Raw genomic sequence first — 13,942 nt, 5'->3', positions numbered from 1 at the left:
ATTTGATCAGCCCGCGCTCTGCGGCCGCCATGTGTGCTGGGGATTGCGCCAGTCGATCGCCTCGAGCAGATAACTCATTTGCGCCGCCGTCAGCGCCACCGCGCCGTCGACCGTGGCCGGCCACACGAAGCGCCCGCGGTCGAGCCGCTTGGCGTAGAGCGACAAGCCGATGCCGTCGTGCCACAACGCCTTGATCAAGGTCCCGGCGCGGCCCCGGAACACGAAGACGTCGCCGCCGAACGGGTCGCGGCCGAGCCCTTCCTGCACCAGCAGCGCCAGGCCCTGCATGCCCTTGCGCATGTCCGTATGTCCGGTCGCGATCCAGATCCGCACGCCCGCCGGAACCGGGATCATCGCAGCGCCTTGAGGGTTGCCGTCACCAACGCCGCCGGCGCAGACGCGCCGATCTCAACCCGCACGCCGCCGGCCAATTCCACGACGATCGCGGCGCCGTCTTCCCTCGTGGCCGCGGCCGTCCCACCGGCCTCCACGACGATCGCGCGGGCGAACCCAACCCCGCTCGTCCCGTCGCCAACCTCGTGCCGCCATTTGTAGATCAGGCTGGTCGATACCCCGTAGCGCCGTGCTACGTCCGCCACGATCGCCTCCGGCGCAAACGCCGCCGCCACGATCTCCCGCCGTTCCTCGCCGCTCCACCGCCGGCGCCGCTCCGGCCCCGTCAGCACCGTCATCTGGCTCATGCTGCGCTCTTACGCGCGCTCGTAAGAGCGCTCCTATGCGCGCAGCATCCGCGAAGCGCGAGGTCCCACACAAGGCGGCCCACGCCGGAGGGATACTCATCGTCCAGACCCGCTGCGATTCAAGCCAGGACGACAAGCTTCGGCCTCCGGTGTCGGATGCTGCGCTCGGCAGGTTCCGCCTGCCACCGCGGCTGGTCCGCTACAGCGCCCGAAACGATCGCGGGCGCCCGAGCCTCGACGACGCTCTGCACCAAGCCGTCGCCTATCTAAAGGAGCAGCATGGCACGGTGGTGATCGGGGTCGGGCGCGCCAAGGTCAAACGGCAAATCGAGGCCCTGCGCGATGCGGACGCCAAGCTGCCGCCCGCCGAGCGCCAGCATCGAACAATTTCTTGCGAGACGTTTGTCGAATTCTGCCGGGATGCCGGCCTCGACCAGCCCGAGCACGTGCTGAGCTATCTGCACAATGCCGGGACGGTGTTCTATCGTCAGGGGCTGTTCGACAACCGAATCATCGTCGACCAGGGCTGGGCGCTGGAGGCAATCTATGCGGTTCTCCATCGCGAAAAATGCGTCAAGAAGCTCCAGCGGCAGCACGGCCGCTTCACCCCCTCCGATCTCGCAGAGTGGATCTGGGATGAGGCGGGATACAAGGAGAAAGAACAGCAGCATTTCATCAGCATGATGGAATCCTGCGGCGTCTGCTTTCGATATCGCGCAGGCGTCCCGGACAAGAACATCGAGCCGGAGTACATCGCCCCTGACCTGCTGCCGGACCGCGCCGCGACCGACACCGACCAGAAATGGGACGCCGACCAGCCAATCGAGACCGCCGCGTTCGACTATGACCTGCTGCCGTCCTTCCTGACCCGCGCGATCATCTCGCGGGTCGGCAGCGTGGCCGGGCTCGCCGCCGACTATTGGCGCGGCGGGCTCTATGTCTTTGAGGCGGATACTGGGAGCCGTGCTCTCATCACCCAACACATGAACGAGGCCAGTTGGGGTGGCCGCATCGTCGTCCAGACCCAACGCGGCCGTGCGGGCGAGTTGCTGGCCCGGCTGACGGAGCTGGTCGAAGATGAACAGCAGCGGTTCGGGATCACCGCGACGACGACACAAGAGCCGTCGGCATCGGCCGCGGAGCGCCTGGTCGAGACGTTGGCCCCGAACACGCCCGATCGGCCGGCGCCCCTGAAATTCTCCCAGGAAGCCGCAATGCAGCGGGAATTCTTCGTGTCCTATGCGTGGGGAGATACCACGCCCGAGGGCCGCGCGCGGGAAACCGTCGTCGACCAGCTTTGCGTGGCAGCGGAACAGCGCGGCATCACCATTGTGCGCGACAAGATGGCGCTCGCGGTTGGCGATCGCATCTCGAAGTTCATGGACCGCATCGGACGAGGCGACCGCGTCTTCATCGTGCTGAGCCAGAAGTACCTCGAGTCACCCTATTGCATGTACGAACTGGCGGCGGTGTGGCGGAACTGCCGGCAGGATGACGAGGAGTTTCTCAAGCGCATTCGGGTGTTCACGTTGGACGACGCAAAGGTCTGGACGCCGATGGACCGGGCGCTCTGTGCCGTCTATTGGCGACAGAAGAGCGGGGAACTCGAAGCGATCGTGAAGGAGCATGGCCCGGACGTGCTGGGCGGAAAGGACTTCGAGAAATACCGCCTCATGAAGGAGTTTGCCCACCGCATCGGCGACATTCTCGAAACGGTGACCGACATCCTGCAACCGCGCAAGTTCGAGGACCTGGTCAAGTACGGCCTTGATGACCTTCCGAACAAATCTCCGAGCCCGCCAGAGGAAAAGCCGCTGCCCGGCGACGAGCCGGACGGGGCGAGCTGAGATCAGATTGCTCTTGTCGGTCTGCCGGCGAAATCGTGGCGCGGGCTGCGTGAGGCGCGGAGGCCGGCAGGTCCGTCATGATGCCGGCCGGGCGGTCGCGCGGCGTCGGAGGTCGATCCCGGCGCGGCGGATCACATGAGCCGCCGCCACGCCGAACTCTCCCGCGAACATCAGCACGGCGCCGGGGTCGAGGCGGTAGCGCACGCACACCACCTCGCCACCGGTGATGACCGGGCAAACCAGCTCGTGATGGTCGATGTGGCGGACCAGGAAGGGCAGCAGCCGCGGATGCGGCTCGATCGGCGGCGCCACGACTCAGTGTCCACCGGAGATCAGCCGGCCGGCGAGCCAAGTCCCGAACCCGCCGAGCGCGGTGAACACCGCGCCGACCTGGATCAGCATCCACCAGCCGCCCCGCACCTTGGAGGTCGCGGCGATGAACTGCCGGCTGATCTGATCGAGGTCGACCCGGATGGCGCGGAGGTCCGCCGCCATCTGGGTCATCGTGTCGGCGGAGTGCTTGGCATCCGCCTCCAGGACGGCGATTCGCTCGCGCGCCTCGCCGTCGAACGGGCAGGCCCGACCCGGCGTCGGGCAGATCTCGGGCATGGCACGCCTCACCTTCTCGCTTTGATGGCGCCGGCCAGCGCCCCGACCACGCCGGGGATCGGCTGGCCGGTGATGGCGGTCTGGCGCTCGTGGCTGCCGGTCCAGACATGGACGCCGAGGATCCCGAAGCGGGCACCCCACCACACGCTGAGCAGGCTGGCCGCGGCCACCAGATCGGCGATGCGGCCGGCGACGATCGCCCACATCATGAGCGCCGCCCAGGCCGGGCATTCCAGTGCCAGCTCGTAGGCCAGGATGGTGCGCCACGTCCCCCACCAGCCGTCGCGCGTCGCCGCCTCGGCGCGGATCGAGGCGTTGACCTCGGCGACCTGGACGCGGGCCACCTCGGCCTCGGCGCGGATGCGCTCGCGCTCGACCTCCACCATGGCCGCGAGGCCAGCCTCGATCGGCGCCAGCTTCGCGGCGGCCTCGGCCGGCGGCGTCGCGTCGAGGGCAGCCTCGAGCTCGGCCGGGCTCGCGATGTCGGCGCCAAGCGCCGCACCGGCGCGCTGCAGCGCGTAGCGGATCGCCGTCTCCTTGAACGGGATCGGCAGCGGGATCATGCCGGCGACGTCGCCGGCGATGGCCGCCGCATTGTCGGCCAAGAGGCGCCCGATCGTGGGCGCCCCGAGGTCGATGAGCTTCCTGGCGAGACGCTGAAGATCCATGAGGCGGTTCCTTTCGATCAGGCCCAGTCGAGGGCGAGGAGGCGTTGCCTGCGGCGGATGATGAGAATGCCGGCGACGACCAGCACCGCGGCGGCGAGGCAGAGGCCGGCGAGCGTCCAGCCGTCGAGCTGCGGGATGGCCGGAGCCGCTGCAGGCTGAGCCGTGCCGGCCTGCGGCGGCGGGCCGAACGGCGCGTAGCCGGGCGGCGGGCTGGGCTGCGGCAGCGTGGCGTCGGGCGGCGGCTCGGGCACGGGCGCCGGTTTGTCCTGCACCCCCTGCACCGTGGCGCCGGTGCCCGCGGCCGTGCCGGCGCCGGTGAGCGCCGAGCCGATCGGGCAGCGCTTCGCGGCGTCCGCCAGGCCCGGTGTGGGCGTGTCCAGCACCTGCGGCATGGGCAGCGGTTTCCTGCTCTGCGCGCCGGCCGTCTTGAGCGCGCCGGCCGCGTCGCCCATGAACAGCTGCCCCTCGGCCTTGCGGCGCCGGACCAGGCCGGCCAGCACCTTGCCGTTCGCCTTGTTCCAGCGGGCGAGCCGCTCGGCGACCGCCGCGGCGTCCTTGGCCTGGCCGCTCGCCGCCGCCTTGCGCGCTGCCGGCCAAACCGAAGACGTCTCCGGGCCGCCGCAGTTGAACGACCACGACACCAGCGCGTCGAACTGGCCCTGCGACAGGCGGATGAGCGCGCTGCCCATCTGCGCCGCCACGTGCCGCTCGAACACCGCCATGTCGGCGACAAAGGCGCGGTCGCAGTCTTCCTGCGACCACACCGCCGACGCTGCGAACTTCGGCGCATGGTGGTTGGTGTGGCCCCAGCCGATGGTGAGCACGCCGGCCGGGCAGCGGTAGGGCTTGAAGAAGCCGGGCGCACCGGTCACGGGATCAAGGCAGCTTTCGAAGGCCTGAACGAGCGGCACCCCGACATCGGCGGAGAGGCGCATGGCAATGTCCTCATGAAAAAGCCGCCCGGAAAGGGCGGCGCGTCAGATCAGCAGCGGGTGGCTTGGGCTATCCGGCCGGCGGCATCGCCGGCAGCACGAACCCGTTCGGCATGCCGGCCCACACCGGGCTGATGCACATCGACAGATCGACGGCGTTGGTGGTGCGCTGGCGGATCACCGCGCCCGTGACACGGTCGCGCATGGCGATGGCGGCGGGGCTCTCCCACAGGCCCTCGTCGATGCCGGTGGTGGTGACCACGGCGTAGGCGCCAGGGAGGATCACGTCGGCCGGATCATAGGCGTAGACCGGAAATCCGTCGTCCATCACCGCGACCACCGGCGGGGTGACCGCCACCGGCGCCAGCACGGTCCACGATTTGAGGCACCGCGGCGGCTCAGATGTCGTCCACTCCTCAATCCGCCAGCAGGGCGGGCGGGGATCATCTGAGCACGGCAGGGCCGCCAGCAGCGCATCGAACGTATCGAAGCGGAGAAGTGTGTCGAACTCGCTCATGCGACATACCTCGTGCTCTCCAGGGTTCCGTCTGCGCTCGCGAGCACGGTGGACCGAATACCCCATTCACGCGCGACGCCGGACATGTGGAAGCCGCCCCCATTCGCGGCCTGCCCGAGGCCGATTGAGGTGGGAGCGTTGAATGTGGAGGTCCGGCCGCCTGCCGTTCCTGCGTTGACGCCATTCACATGCAGTCGGTTGTCTCCTGTTTTGGTGTCGCTGTAGACCGCGATAGCGCGACAGGCGACACCAGCTGAAACACCCGTCGTTGGGCTTACGGCTCCCAGTGCTGTGCCGTCTCCGACGACCAAGCGCGGACCTTTAGCCGTACCCGCACCACGCAGAGAAAGCCGCGCATTGTCGGCGTCGTCTACGACCAACAGTCCGGTTTCCGTCGCATAGGTGGCGTCGAAGGACGCGGCGGGCACAATCTCCGCCACCAGTGTGCCGCTCGTGGGCAGCGAGAGCCCCGAGGTCGGGCAGCGGAAATCGTCGGCGGCGCGGGTGGCGGCACTGCCGGCGGTCAGGATCGGCGAGGAGGCAACAAGGCCCGCTTCCACCTGCGGGCAGCCGATACGGATCGTGAGGTCGATGGCGGCGCCGGGAGAGTTGTTGAAGACGAGGATGAGCTGGCCCGTTCCGGTGAGGGTGCCTGCGGTCACCGCGACACCAGACTGCCGGTTGTCCACCAGCCGCCCAGGCGCGAAGGTGAGGTTCTGGTTTATGTCCGTCGCGCCGGACGGCGAGAGGTTGTATCGCGTCTTCAATGTCCGGCTCGTCAAGGACGCCGTGGAACCGGCCACCAAGGTCACGAAAATCGAGGACGTATAGGACGTGCCGGTGACCAGCCCAGACAGGTTTGACGGAACGACGGTGGCGTAATTGTCGGCATTGGTGCCCCAGAAGCGGACGTCGATATAGGGGATGCCGTCCTCGACACCGATCCCGACCACCTCCTTGGTGAGGCCGGTGCCACCGGAGGTGAACCATCCCGTTGGCAGGGCGCCGCCGGCTCCCAGGACGCCAAGAACGGCCCCTTGAGCCGAGCTGTTGGTTACGAGGTTCGTCGCCGCCGGCTCGATCGTCATGCCGGCATCGGTGATGCGCGGTGCGTTGCTGGTGAACTCGCGCCACACGCCAGCCTTGTCGATGGCCCACCCCGAGCCGGTGCGGGCATAGGTGAGATAGCCGAGCGCGATCAGCGTCTCGATCGTGCCCTCGACGACGACGCCCGACGACAGCCGCACCATGGCGCGGTTGGAGCCGGGCAGGATGCGCAGCACGTCGTCGGGGCGATACCAGCGACCGCCGCTGCGGCGCCGGGCGAGCGTCGGCAGATCGAATCCAATGCCAAGCATGGCGATCCCGCTCAGGTCACATAGCCCTGCACCACCACGCCGGCCGTGGTGCCGGTGGCGAGCACCCGCCGCACGCCGGTCGGCTCGATGGTGAGGCCTTGCGGCACCTTGAGGTCGACGGTGGCGGTGTCGGAGTCCTCGCTGATCGGCACCACCCGCACGGTGGCGAAGCCGTTGGTCAGCGCGACATCGGTGCCCACCACGATGCGCAGCGCCTTCGGATAGATCGGCAACTCGGCATCTGTCGGCGTGATGTCGACCAGCCGCAGCGCTGGCGCCGAGCGAGCGCTCGCCCACTGCGCAAACGGGTCTCGTCCCTTGTCGTAGGGCATGGTCGTCACCTTGATGTTTGAATGCGGGAACGATCAGGTCGTCGGCGCGGCAAGGGCTGCAACCGACGGGGCACTGTCGGGATTTCGGGCTTCCATCCGATCAGCGCGAATAGATTTCAACCACCGTGTAGTACTCATAGCTGCCGAGATTGGTCGCAACGCCGAGCCCGGTGGTTGCCTGCGACGTCTGGCAGATGTGCCGGATCTCGAATTCCTTGGATGCAACAATGTCGATCGCCGCCGTCCCTTGCGACACATCCAGGCTTGCGCCGGACGGACAATAGCCCGAGCTGCCTTCCTTCACGGTCGTCGAGTTGGTGTAATTGTAGAGCGACGACTTGTGCCGGTTGACCGCGTAGGCAGGCGCTCGCCACTTCACGGTGTAGCTGCCGGCCGGCAGCGTGAACCGGCCTGTCGCCGTGTTGAGCGAGGCGCCGGGCAGATCGTTGAAGTCCTCATAGGTCAGCGCACGGGTCTGCTGCGCGCCGGCCGTGAACGTTCCGCCACTGGTGTTGAGCGTCTTGCGGTCGACCCAGATCGCCAGCAGCTTGCCGCCGTTCTCGGCGCCGGCGCCGCCGGTCAGCTTGCGCAGCCGTGTGCCGTCGAACGTCACCAGCTCGGCGCGCCCGGCCGCCATCTCGCCGCCGGTGAAGGCGTCGCCGCCGGCGTCACACAGCGCCACCGCGGCGAGCCCGCCGATCGCCACCGTCATCGCCCCGGTATTGTCGGCGAGCGGCGTCAGCAGGAAGGTCATGCCGGTCAACAGCGCCGGGGGTGCGACGTCGATCGAGCACACCAGGTCATTGGTGCCCGCGGTGACCGTCAGCGCCTGCGGCGTCCGGTCCCACAGCGCCACGATCTCGGCATTGACCTGGTTCTGCCACCCGGGCGCGGGCGTGCGCCCGGCCAAGCCGTTATCCCTGCATGGCACGCCGCGAATAGGTTCGGTCATCGTCAGGCCCACAGCTGCGGCGCCTCATCGACGAGGCGCAATGAGAATTCGGTGGCGGATTTCGGCATGATGGTGTGCACGATCATCCGCCGCGTCTCGGCGCCGAGCGGCCCGGCCACCACGTGGCAGTCGGGCGCCAGCCGCGCCTGCGGGCCGGTGGGCGTCGCCACCGTGCCGGGATCGGACAGCGGATCGACCAGCGCCAGCGTCGCGCTCTCCTCCGCCCCGTCCGGCGCCGTCACCTCGACGACGACGGAGGTTCCGTCGGTCAAAGTGATGGCGAGCCCATGCCGCGGCGCCTCCCAGACCTCGTCATAGTCGGACCACACCGCGTCGATGTCGGTCCACGCGTCCTCGCGCGGCGTCGGCACGGTGCCGTCGAGCGTCAGGGCGATGACGTCGCCTCCGTCACGGATGATCGACTTGATGCGGGCGCCGCCAGTCTGGCGGTCGAGCACGTCGCTGGTGACGCCGACCAGGTCGCCGCGCCGGCACACCAGCGCCGAGACCGGGGCGTCGAACGCATAGAAGGTCATGCGGTGCAGCATCTGCGCCAGGTCGAATGCCGCGCGTGCGCGGGCGGAGGCCTCGGCACTGAGGCCGTCATAGGAGATGTCTTCCAGCAGCAGGCTGCTGGCGCCCGCCGCCCATGGCGCCATGACGATCGTTTCGGTCTCGCCATAGTCCGCCGTCTCGTCGCGATAGCGGACACGCAGGCCGTCCGGCAGCGCTGCGAACGCCTTCTCGAAGGTGAGCCCGCGCGTGGTGCGGGCCGAGAAGTGCTGCACGGGACTTTCGGCCGAGCGGTCATGGTCGACGATCACGCCCCAGGTCTCGGACTGGCGTGGACGGGCGTAGCCGGCCGCCGCGATCAGCGACAGCACGTCGGGGGATGCGCGCCCCTCGACCACTGCCGAGACCGCGTAGCTGTTGTCGATGCAGTGCTGGCGCCAGTCCACCAGCACGTCGTCATCGATGATCGCCTCGGGCACCCGCCGGGCGGCGAGATCGCCGGCCAGCACGTCGCGATAGTGCGGGGCCGGGTTCGAGGTGGTGATCCAGTTCGACCACGTCCGGCTTGTCGCGTCCCAATCCCGCACATAGCCGGCGGCGACGGCGCCGACGCGCGAGATGGTCTGGCCGCGGGCGCGAAGCTGGATCACTGCGAAGTCGCCGCCGGGCACCAGCGGATCGCGCCACACCCGGGCAACGCGGTTGAGCGTCGGAAGCCACTGGAACGAGTTCAGAACCGACAGGATGACATACTGCGACTCCGAATATCTGTAGCCGAAGAAGTCATAGACCGCGCTCGAATAGACGTAGGTTGGCACTGTGAAGTAGGTCGAGCGCACCGGATGCCCGGCAATGATCTGCACCTCCCAGTCCACGCCTTCCGGAAACTCGGTTCCGCCAACGTGGAGCACCGCCTTGTCGCGGTGGAGGTCGACATTCCGCACGCCGGTGGTGGCGACGTTGGCGGAATGGAGATAGGTCGCCCCGGAGCCGGAATGGAAGTGGCTGCTGGCCGTCCATCCCCCGGTGGTTCCTGTCACGCCCTGCGCCGGCACGGTGGTGTAGGCGCGGAACGGCGCCCGGGCCGTCTTCGGCGTCGGGCTCTCCGGCGCCCTGCCCCAGACGATGCGGATCGACTTGCGATAGGTGTTGGGGCGGTTGGAGTGGAAGTGCAGCTCCGGCAGATTGCGCCAGTCGGCATCGCTGCCGCCGCGCGGGCGCATGCGCACCCGCACCGGCAGGAAGATCGACTCGTTGGGGTCGGTGGTGCGGAACAGGCCCTGCTGCCAGGAGAGATCGAGCCAGATCTCATCCGGACCGCCCGTGCAGAGGTGGCTGGTCCAGACCGGCACGCAGGCGCCCGGATTGGCCTGATCGGCGAGCACCTCCGAGTTGACGTCGTCGGTGCTGTGGCCGCGCAGCGTGATGTTTGGCTGCGCGGTCGCGGCGTAGCGTTCGAGCAGCGACATGCGGGCGGCGGAGCCGAACCCCTCATGGATCTCGACCGCCACATTGTCGAGCTGCGAGGCCGGCGTGCCGTCGACCAGCACATCGGAGATGGTGTGCGGGCCCGCCAGCACGAACACCGCCTCGACCTGCTCATCATCCTCGACGATCTCGGTGAGCACCTGCGCCGCCAGTGGCGGATAGACCAGGCTGGTGCCGATCACCCGCGGCACGGCGCCGCCCGGGCGCAGCACGTTGCCGGAGAGCGAGGCGGATTTTGCGGTGTCGGCCTCGGCCGCGCTCGCCTTGGTGTCGTCGAATGACGGCGTCGGCGTCAGCGCCGCCACCGCCAGCTGCCCGGCGATCGAGATCGAGGCGGCACCAATCACGGCGCCGATCTTGCCGGCGGCGAAGGCCCCGCCCAGCGTGCCGGCGAGCCCGCCGCCGCCGACCCACAGCGTCGCGGCGACGATGGCGATCATCGCGACCGTCGACCACGGGCTCTTGCCGCCACCGCCACCACCGCCGCCGCCCTGCACCGGCGTGTGCAGCGACACCACGATCTCGCGCCCGTCTCGGCTCGGCTGCGGCCGCACGAACGCCCACATCTCGCGCGGCACGGCGCGCCCGTCGATGCAGACGATTCCTGACGACCAGAACCACGGCGGCAGATCCTCGATGCCGGCGACGATCTCCGCCACCGTCGGCGCGCGGTCGATCACCGGCAGGCGCCGCAGCCGCGGCCGGCCGGCGAAGGGCTCGCAGCCTTCACGCCAGAGAATGGGAACGGATGTGGTCATCTGGTCTCGTATCGATGGAAGCCAACCACCCGCGGCCGCAACGTCGCGAGCGGCACGCACACCGCGGCGGTGTCGATCTCGACGTGCAGCACATGGCGCCGCCCGACCATCACGCCGACATGGCCGTCGATCCAATGCCAACGGCCGTCACCCCGCACGCGCGCGGTCATCACCACCACGTCGAGATCGTCGGGCACTTCGACGGACCGCCAGGGGGCGGCGACGCGGCCGGCCGCGAAGGCGCGCGCCGCGGCCCGCAGGTCGCGCGCCGTCAGCTCGGCGTAGTGCGGCAGGTCGATCCCAAGCCGCTCGGCATAGATTGCCACCACCAGCCCCCAGCAATGGCAGCCCCGCCGGTCGAAGCCGATGTCGCGATAGGGCGTGCCGACCCACGCCGCTGCCCAAGATGGCGGGCCAAGACTCGGCGGGCCGATCATCGGTACAGCGCCGGGGTCCGGTCCGGCGTGGTGCGGATCGCCGGCCACGGCTCGGAGGTGAGGTCGAGCCCCGAGATGTCGGCTTCGATCTGCACGGCCGAGCCGCGCACATTGCGCAGCGACAGATGAAGCCCCTGCCACAGCACCGTCGGCGTGGCGATCGGCGAGCGGGCATTGTCGGCGTCGACGGCGAGCGCCCAGTCGGACAGCAGCGCCATCCGCAGATCGAGCCGCGGCGCCTCGGTTGTCAGCAGCGCGGCGGTGCCGATCCGCCGGTCGATGTTCGGCACCACGATCGTCGCCCGCGGCGCGGACTCATCGTCGGTCAGCAGATCGACGCGGTAGGGCACGCCGACATGGTTCACGCCGCCCAGCCGATAGCCGATCGTGGTGCCGCCCGCGGTCGACACCCCGCCCGGCCCTTCGCTCACCACCCGGATCGGCGTCAGCAGCGCGCGGGCGGTGATCTCGGCAAACATCAGCACCACGTCGCCCGACGCCGAGGCGTCGAGGGCGATGCGGTGCCAGGGCGGGATCGGGCGCGCCATCAGGGCAGCACCAGGAATGACAGGCCGACCCGCCACCGGTCGGGCGCGACACGGCGCGGCGCATAGACGTCGGCGAACTTGCAGCGGATCGTCTCGCCGCCGACCGGGTCGACGCGGTCGAACGGCAGCACGCCGTCCTGGAGCGTCGAGAGGTAGAACCGGCGCAGGTCGGCGAGCTGTCCCGTCGTCATCATCGTGTCGAACGACAGGCTGGCGCACGCCACGCTGGCGGTGCGCCGCTCGATCGGCGGGCCGGAATCCGGCTCGAACCGTTCGACATTGCGCACCGGCACATGGACATAGCTCTCCAGCACCGCGCTCTGCGGCACCGTCGGCGGCCAGCTTGCGGCCACGGTCAGCGCCTCACCGTGCGCGGCCGGGCCCCGTAGCGGGCGCCGAGCGCGCCATCCTGCCGGCCGGACGCGAGCGAGCGGCCGATCGCGATGTCGATCATCTCGGTTCCGTCCGAGCCGGTGCTGCGGGTCTCGCTGACATCCTGCGTCGCATAGTTCTGGATGCGGACCACCGTGCCGCCGCCGCCGCGCAGGGCAGCGTTGGGCACCACGGTCCCGGCGACGCGAGGCACGAACAGTTCCGGCCCGCGCTCGCCGATCAGCCAGGCTTTCCCCGGCGATACATCCCCGCCGCCGGCCCGGGCGCCGCCGAACAGACCGGAGAGCAGCTGGCCGAGGATTCCGCCGGCCTGCCCGTTCTGGCCCGCAGTGCCGAACAGCCCGCCGAAGCTGCCCTGTCCGGTCAGCAGCGAGCGCAGGATGTCCGAGGACAGAGACTTGAGGAGGTTGTTCAGAACTTGGTCCAGTTTCTCGCCCTGGACCACCAGCCCGTCGATCGCCGTCGCGAAGGCGCCGCCCATTCCCTGCGCCGCATCATGCACCGCCTCGATGGCGCGCTTCGTCTCCTTCAGACGCTCGACCGACGCGGCATAGGCGGTGGCCTGGGCCTCGATTTTCGCCCGCACCTCGTCGGTGATGGCGATCTCATCGCGCTTCACCGCATCATAGAGCTCGGCCTCGGCCCGCGCCTTGGCCTGCTCATAGCTCGACCTGCCGAGGCTCGCCGCCTCGGCGTCCTGCACCGCGATCTTCTTCTGCAGCCGCTCGATGAGGGCATCGAGTGCGCTGGCGTCGGCACCGTAGCCGGACGCCTTGTGGCCGCCCTTTCCCGGGATGATGGTCGGCGACGTCGATGAGGAGCGCGGCTGCGGCGCAGGGGCAGTGCCGGCCGGCTCTCGGGGGGCCGGTGGATTCGCGGTCGGGTACCAGGACTCTGTCCCGTCAGGTCCGATGATGGTGACGCCCAGATCCGCCGGTCGGCCCTTGTTGGGGTCGAGCGACGTCCCGCTCGCGAAGCTCTTGCCGCCGGCCTCGCGCTCGGCCCGCGCCTTGTCGACGGCGATGAACGCCGCCTTGGCTTGGAGGACGAAGCTGTTCCAGGTCTCGCTCCAGACCCGGTCGAATTCCTCGGCCCGCTTGACCAGCTCATCATCGATCGCACCGCCGGCCTGTTCGGCGGCGGACACCATCTTCAGGACCGTCTCCGGCCCCTTTTCCAGCAGCTCGATCCACTCTTTCGACAGGCCGAGCATCCTGGCGATCTCGATCTTGTCGAACTCGCTGCCGGCATTGGCGATCAGCCGCGCCGCGATGGCCAGGGCGTCGTTCAGGCTCAACGCCTCGCCGGTGCGGGTCTTGTAGGCGATGTTGTTCGCCTCCAGCAGCCGCGACAGGTCGTTCTCCTGCCGCCGCGCCTGATTGAGCCGTTCGCCCAGCGATTGGAGGCCCTTGAGCGCCTCCTGCGTGCTCGCACCGGTCGAATTCAGCGCCGAGGCAATGCCGGAGATCAGCGCCGGCTTCTCGCCGAACTCCTTGGCGACCCGGCCGATCTCGACCAGCTCGTTCTTGAAGGCGACCAGCTGATCGACCGTGAAGGCCGCCAGCAGGCCCTTCACGAAGCCGGCCGCCGTCACGTTCAGCGTCTCGAACCGGCGTTCGATGCCGCGCACCCGGTCGTCGACGATGTCGCCGGCCCGGCGCATGTCGCGCTCGAATAGGTCGAGGCGGGCGCGCAGATCCGCAACCAGCGCGGCAGAGTCGGAAGACATCAGTGCACCGTATGGGTCACGAAGTCGGCGTGGCGGGCGAGCAGGTCGTCGAACTCGCCCGGTGAGAGCGGCTCCGGCGGCACCTCGGCGCCATTGGCGCGGTTCCAGCCGTCGATGCAGGCCGCGAACTGCCAGAGCGACATGGCATCGACCACGGCCG

Annotated in this window: 17 protein-coding genes; 1 reads left to right on the top strand and 16 read right to left on the bottom strand. The window is 69.2% G+C overall.

Going from position 1 to position 13,942, the window contains the following annotated elements; all coding sequences use genetic code 11:
* Nucleotides 1-6 precede the first annotated feature (6 nt).
* Together tnpB and tnpA are read right to left on the bottom strand one after the other, a co-directional pair.
* The gene (gene tnpB / locus BLTE_RS10315; protein WP_126397729.1) at nt 7-354 is read right to left on the bottom strand and encodes an IS66 family insertion sequence element accessory protein TnpB; all 348 of its coding nucleotides are present in this window, start codon (nt 352-354) and stop codon (nt 7-9) included.
* Nucleotides 351-701 carry an IS66-like element accessory protein TnpA gene (tnpA, locus tag BLTE_RS10310; RefSeq protein WP_126397727.1) on the bottom strand — a complete coding sequence of 117 codons (351 nt, stop codon included), beginning with the start codon at nt 699-701 and terminating at the stop codon, nt 351-353. The genes tnpB and tnpA overlap by 4 nt, the downstream gene beginning before the upstream one ends.
* Before the next feature lie 35 nt (nt 702-736).
* On the opposite strand from tnpA, the gene BLTE_RS10305 reads away from it, so the two are divergent.
* Nucleotides 737-2,548 carry a COR domain-containing protein gene (locus BLTE_RS10305; protein ID WP_126400150.1) on the top strand — a complete coding sequence of 604 codons (1,812 nt, stop codon included), beginning with the start codon at nt 737-739 and terminating at the stop codon, nt 2,546-2,548.
* Nucleotides 2,549-2,623: 75 nt separating this feature from the next.
* Here BLTE_RS10305 and BLTE_RS10300 read toward each other — a convergent pair whose 3' ends face one another.
* The 14 genes from BLTE_RS10300 to BLTE_RS18085 form a co-directional block, all read right to left on the bottom strand.
* On the bottom strand, nt 2,624-2,860 hold the full coding sequence (locus BLTE_RS10300) for a hypothetical protein (RefSeq protein WP_126400147.1): 237 nt from the start codon (nt 2,858-2,860) through the stop codon (nt 2,624-2,626).
* Between the two features lie 3 nt (nt 2,861-2,863).
* Nucleotides 2,864-3,157 (bottom strand): hypothetical protein, encoded by a 294-nt coding sequence (locus BLTE_RS10295; RefSeq protein WP_126400144.1) that lies wholly within the window; start codon nt 3,155-3,157, stop codon nt 2,864-2,866.
* 8 nt (nt 3,158-3,165) lie between these two features.
* Nucleotides 3,166-3,825 (bottom strand): hypothetical protein, encoded by a 660-nt coding sequence (locus BLTE_RS10290; protein ID WP_126400142.1) that lies wholly within the window; start codon nt 3,823-3,825, stop codon nt 3,166-3,168.
* Between the two features lie 17 nt (nt 3,826-3,842).
* Nucleotides 3,843-4,760: a lysozyme gene (locus BLTE_RS18330; RefSeq protein WP_197723226.1), complete on the bottom strand. Its 918-nt coding sequence runs from the start codon at nt 4,758-4,760 to the stop codon at nt 3,843-3,845.
* Nucleotides 4,761-4,827: 67 nt separating this feature from the next.
* Complete coding sequence (locus tag BLTE_RS10280; protein ID WP_126400139.1) at nt 4,828-5,274, bottom strand: hypothetical protein; 447 nt, start codon at nt 5,272-5,274, stop codon at nt 4,828-4,830.
* Nucleotides 5,271-6,632: a phage head spike fiber domain-containing protein gene (locus BLTE_RS10275; protein ID WP_126400136.1), complete on the bottom strand. Its 1,362-nt coding sequence runs from the start codon at nt 6,630-6,632 to the stop codon at nt 5,271-5,273. The genes BLTE_RS10280 and BLTE_RS10275 overlap by 4 nt, the downstream gene beginning before the upstream one ends.
* A gap of 11 nt (nt 6,633-6,643) precedes the next feature.
* A complete protein-coding gene (locus BLTE_RS10270) occupies nt 6,644-6,964 on the bottom strand; it encodes a spike base protein, RCAP_Rcc01079 family (protein ID WP_126400133.1) in 321 nt (106 codons plus the stop codon).
* 100 nt (nt 6,965-7,064) lie between these two features.
* Nucleotides 7,065-7,874 carry a hypothetical protein gene (locus BLTE_RS10265; protein WP_126400130.1) on the bottom strand — a complete coding sequence of 270 codons (810 nt, stop codon included), beginning with the start codon at nt 7,872-7,874 and terminating at the stop codon, nt 7,065-7,067.
* Nucleotides 7,875-7,918: 44 nt separating this feature from the next.
* Nucleotides 7,919-10,675, bottom strand: a complete 2,757-nt coding sequence (locus BLTE_RS10260; protein WP_126400127.1) for a phage tail protein — start codon at nt 10,673-10,675, stop codon at nt 7,919-7,921.
* Nucleotides 10,672-11,112, bottom strand: a complete 441-nt coding sequence (locus BLTE_RS10255; protein ID WP_126400124.1) for an NlpC/P60 family protein — start codon at nt 11,110-11,112, stop codon at nt 10,672-10,674. The genes BLTE_RS10260 and BLTE_RS10255 overlap by 4 nt, the downstream gene beginning before the upstream one ends.
* A complete protein-coding gene (locus BLTE_RS10250; protein ID WP_126400121.1) occupies nt 11,109-11,660 on the bottom strand; it encodes a hypothetical protein in 552 nt (183 codons plus the stop codon). The genes BLTE_RS10255 and BLTE_RS10250 overlap by 4 nt, the downstream gene beginning before the upstream one ends.
* Complete coding sequence (locus BLTE_RS10245) at nt 11,660-12,013, bottom strand: hypothetical protein (RefSeq protein WP_126400117.1); 354 nt, start codon at nt 12,011-12,013, stop codon at nt 11,660-11,662. The genes BLTE_RS10250 and BLTE_RS10245 overlap by 1 nt, the downstream gene beginning before the upstream one ends.
* A gap of 2 nt (nt 12,014-12,015) precedes the next feature.
* Nucleotides 12,016-13,782: a hypothetical protein gene (locus tag BLTE_RS10240; protein ID WP_126400113.1), complete on the bottom strand. Its 1,767-nt coding sequence runs from the start codon at nt 13,780-13,782 to the stop codon at nt 12,016-12,018.
* Nucleotides 13,782-13,925 (bottom strand): hypothetical protein, encoded by a 144-nt coding sequence (locus tag BLTE_RS18085; RefSeq protein WP_160140577.1) that lies wholly within the window; start codon nt 13,923-13,925, stop codon nt 13,782-13,784. The genes BLTE_RS10240 and BLTE_RS18085 overlap by 1 nt, the downstream gene beginning before the upstream one ends.
* Nucleotides 13,926-13,942: the final 17 nt, after the last annotated feature.

It is taken from the genome of Blastochloris tepida (assembly GCF_003966715.1).
Taxonomy (GTDB): Bacteria; Pseudomonadota; Alphaproteobacteria; order Rhizobiales; family Xanthobacteraceae; genus Blastochloris; species Blastochloris tepida.
The sequence above is the reverse complement of the archived record's forward strand: the minus strand, read 5'-3'. Positions and strand labels throughout refer to the sequence as shown.

What these genes read in the sequence shown, in the direction of transcription:
- tnpB (WP_126397729.1), bottom strand. Translation starts at nt 354, where the DNA reads ATGATCCCGGTTCCGGCGGGCGTGCGGATCTGGATCGCGACCGGACAT.
- tnpA (WP_126397727.1), bottom strand. Translation starts at nt 701, where the DNA reads ATGAGCCAGATGACGGTGCTGACGGGGCCGGAGCGGCGCCGGCGGTGG.
- BLTE_RS10305 (WP_126400150.1), top strand. Translation starts at nt 737, where the DNA reads ATGCGCGCAGCATCCGCGAAGCGCGAGGTCCCACACAAGGCGGCCCAC.
- BLTE_RS10295 (WP_126400144.1), bottom strand. Translation starts at nt 3,157, where the DNA reads ATGCCCGAGATCTGCCCGACGCCGGGTCGGGCCTGCCCGTTCGACGGC.
- BLTE_RS10290 (WP_126400142.1), bottom strand. Translation starts at nt 3,825, where the DNA reads ATGGATCTTCAGCGTCTCGCCAGGAAGCTCATCGACCTCGGGGCGCCC.
- BLTE_RS18330 (WP_197723226.1), bottom strand. Translation starts at nt 4,760, where the DNA reads ATGCGCCTCTCCGCCGATGTCGGGGTGCCGCTCGTTCAGGCCTTCGAA.
- BLTE_RS10280 (WP_126400139.1), bottom strand. Translation starts at nt 5,274, where the DNA reads ATGAGCGAGTTCGACACACTTCTCCGCTTCGATACGTTCGATGCGCTG.
- BLTE_RS10275 (WP_126400136.1), bottom strand. Translation starts at nt 6,632, where the DNA reads ATGCTTGGCATTGGATTCGATCTGCCGACGCTCGCCCGGCGCCGCAGC.
- BLTE_RS10270 (WP_126400133.1), bottom strand. Translation starts at nt 6,964, where the DNA reads ATGCCCTACGACAAGGGACGAGACCCGTTTGCGCAGTGGGCGAGCGCT.
- BLTE_RS10260 (WP_126400127.1), bottom strand. Translation starts at nt 10,675, where the DNA reads ATGACCACATCCGTTCCCATTCTCTGGCGTGAAGGCTGCGAGCCCTTC.
- BLTE_RS10255 (WP_126400124.1), bottom strand. Translation starts at nt 11,112, where the DNA reads ATGATCGGCCCGCCGAGTCTTGGCCCGCCATCTTGGGCAGCGGCGTGG.
- BLTE_RS10250 (WP_126400121.1), bottom strand. Translation starts at nt 11,660, where the DNA reads ATGGCGCGCCCGATCCCGCCCTGGCACCGCATCGCCCTCGACGCCTCG.
- BLTE_RS10240 (WP_126400113.1), bottom strand. Translation starts at nt 13,782, where the DNA reads ATGTCTTCCGACTCTGCCGCGCTGGTTGCGGATCTGCGCGCCCGCCTC.
- BLTE_RS18085 (WP_160140577.1), bottom strand. Translation starts at nt 13,925, where the DNA reads ATGTCGCTCTGGCAGTTCGCGGCCTGCATCGACGGCTGGAACCGCGCC.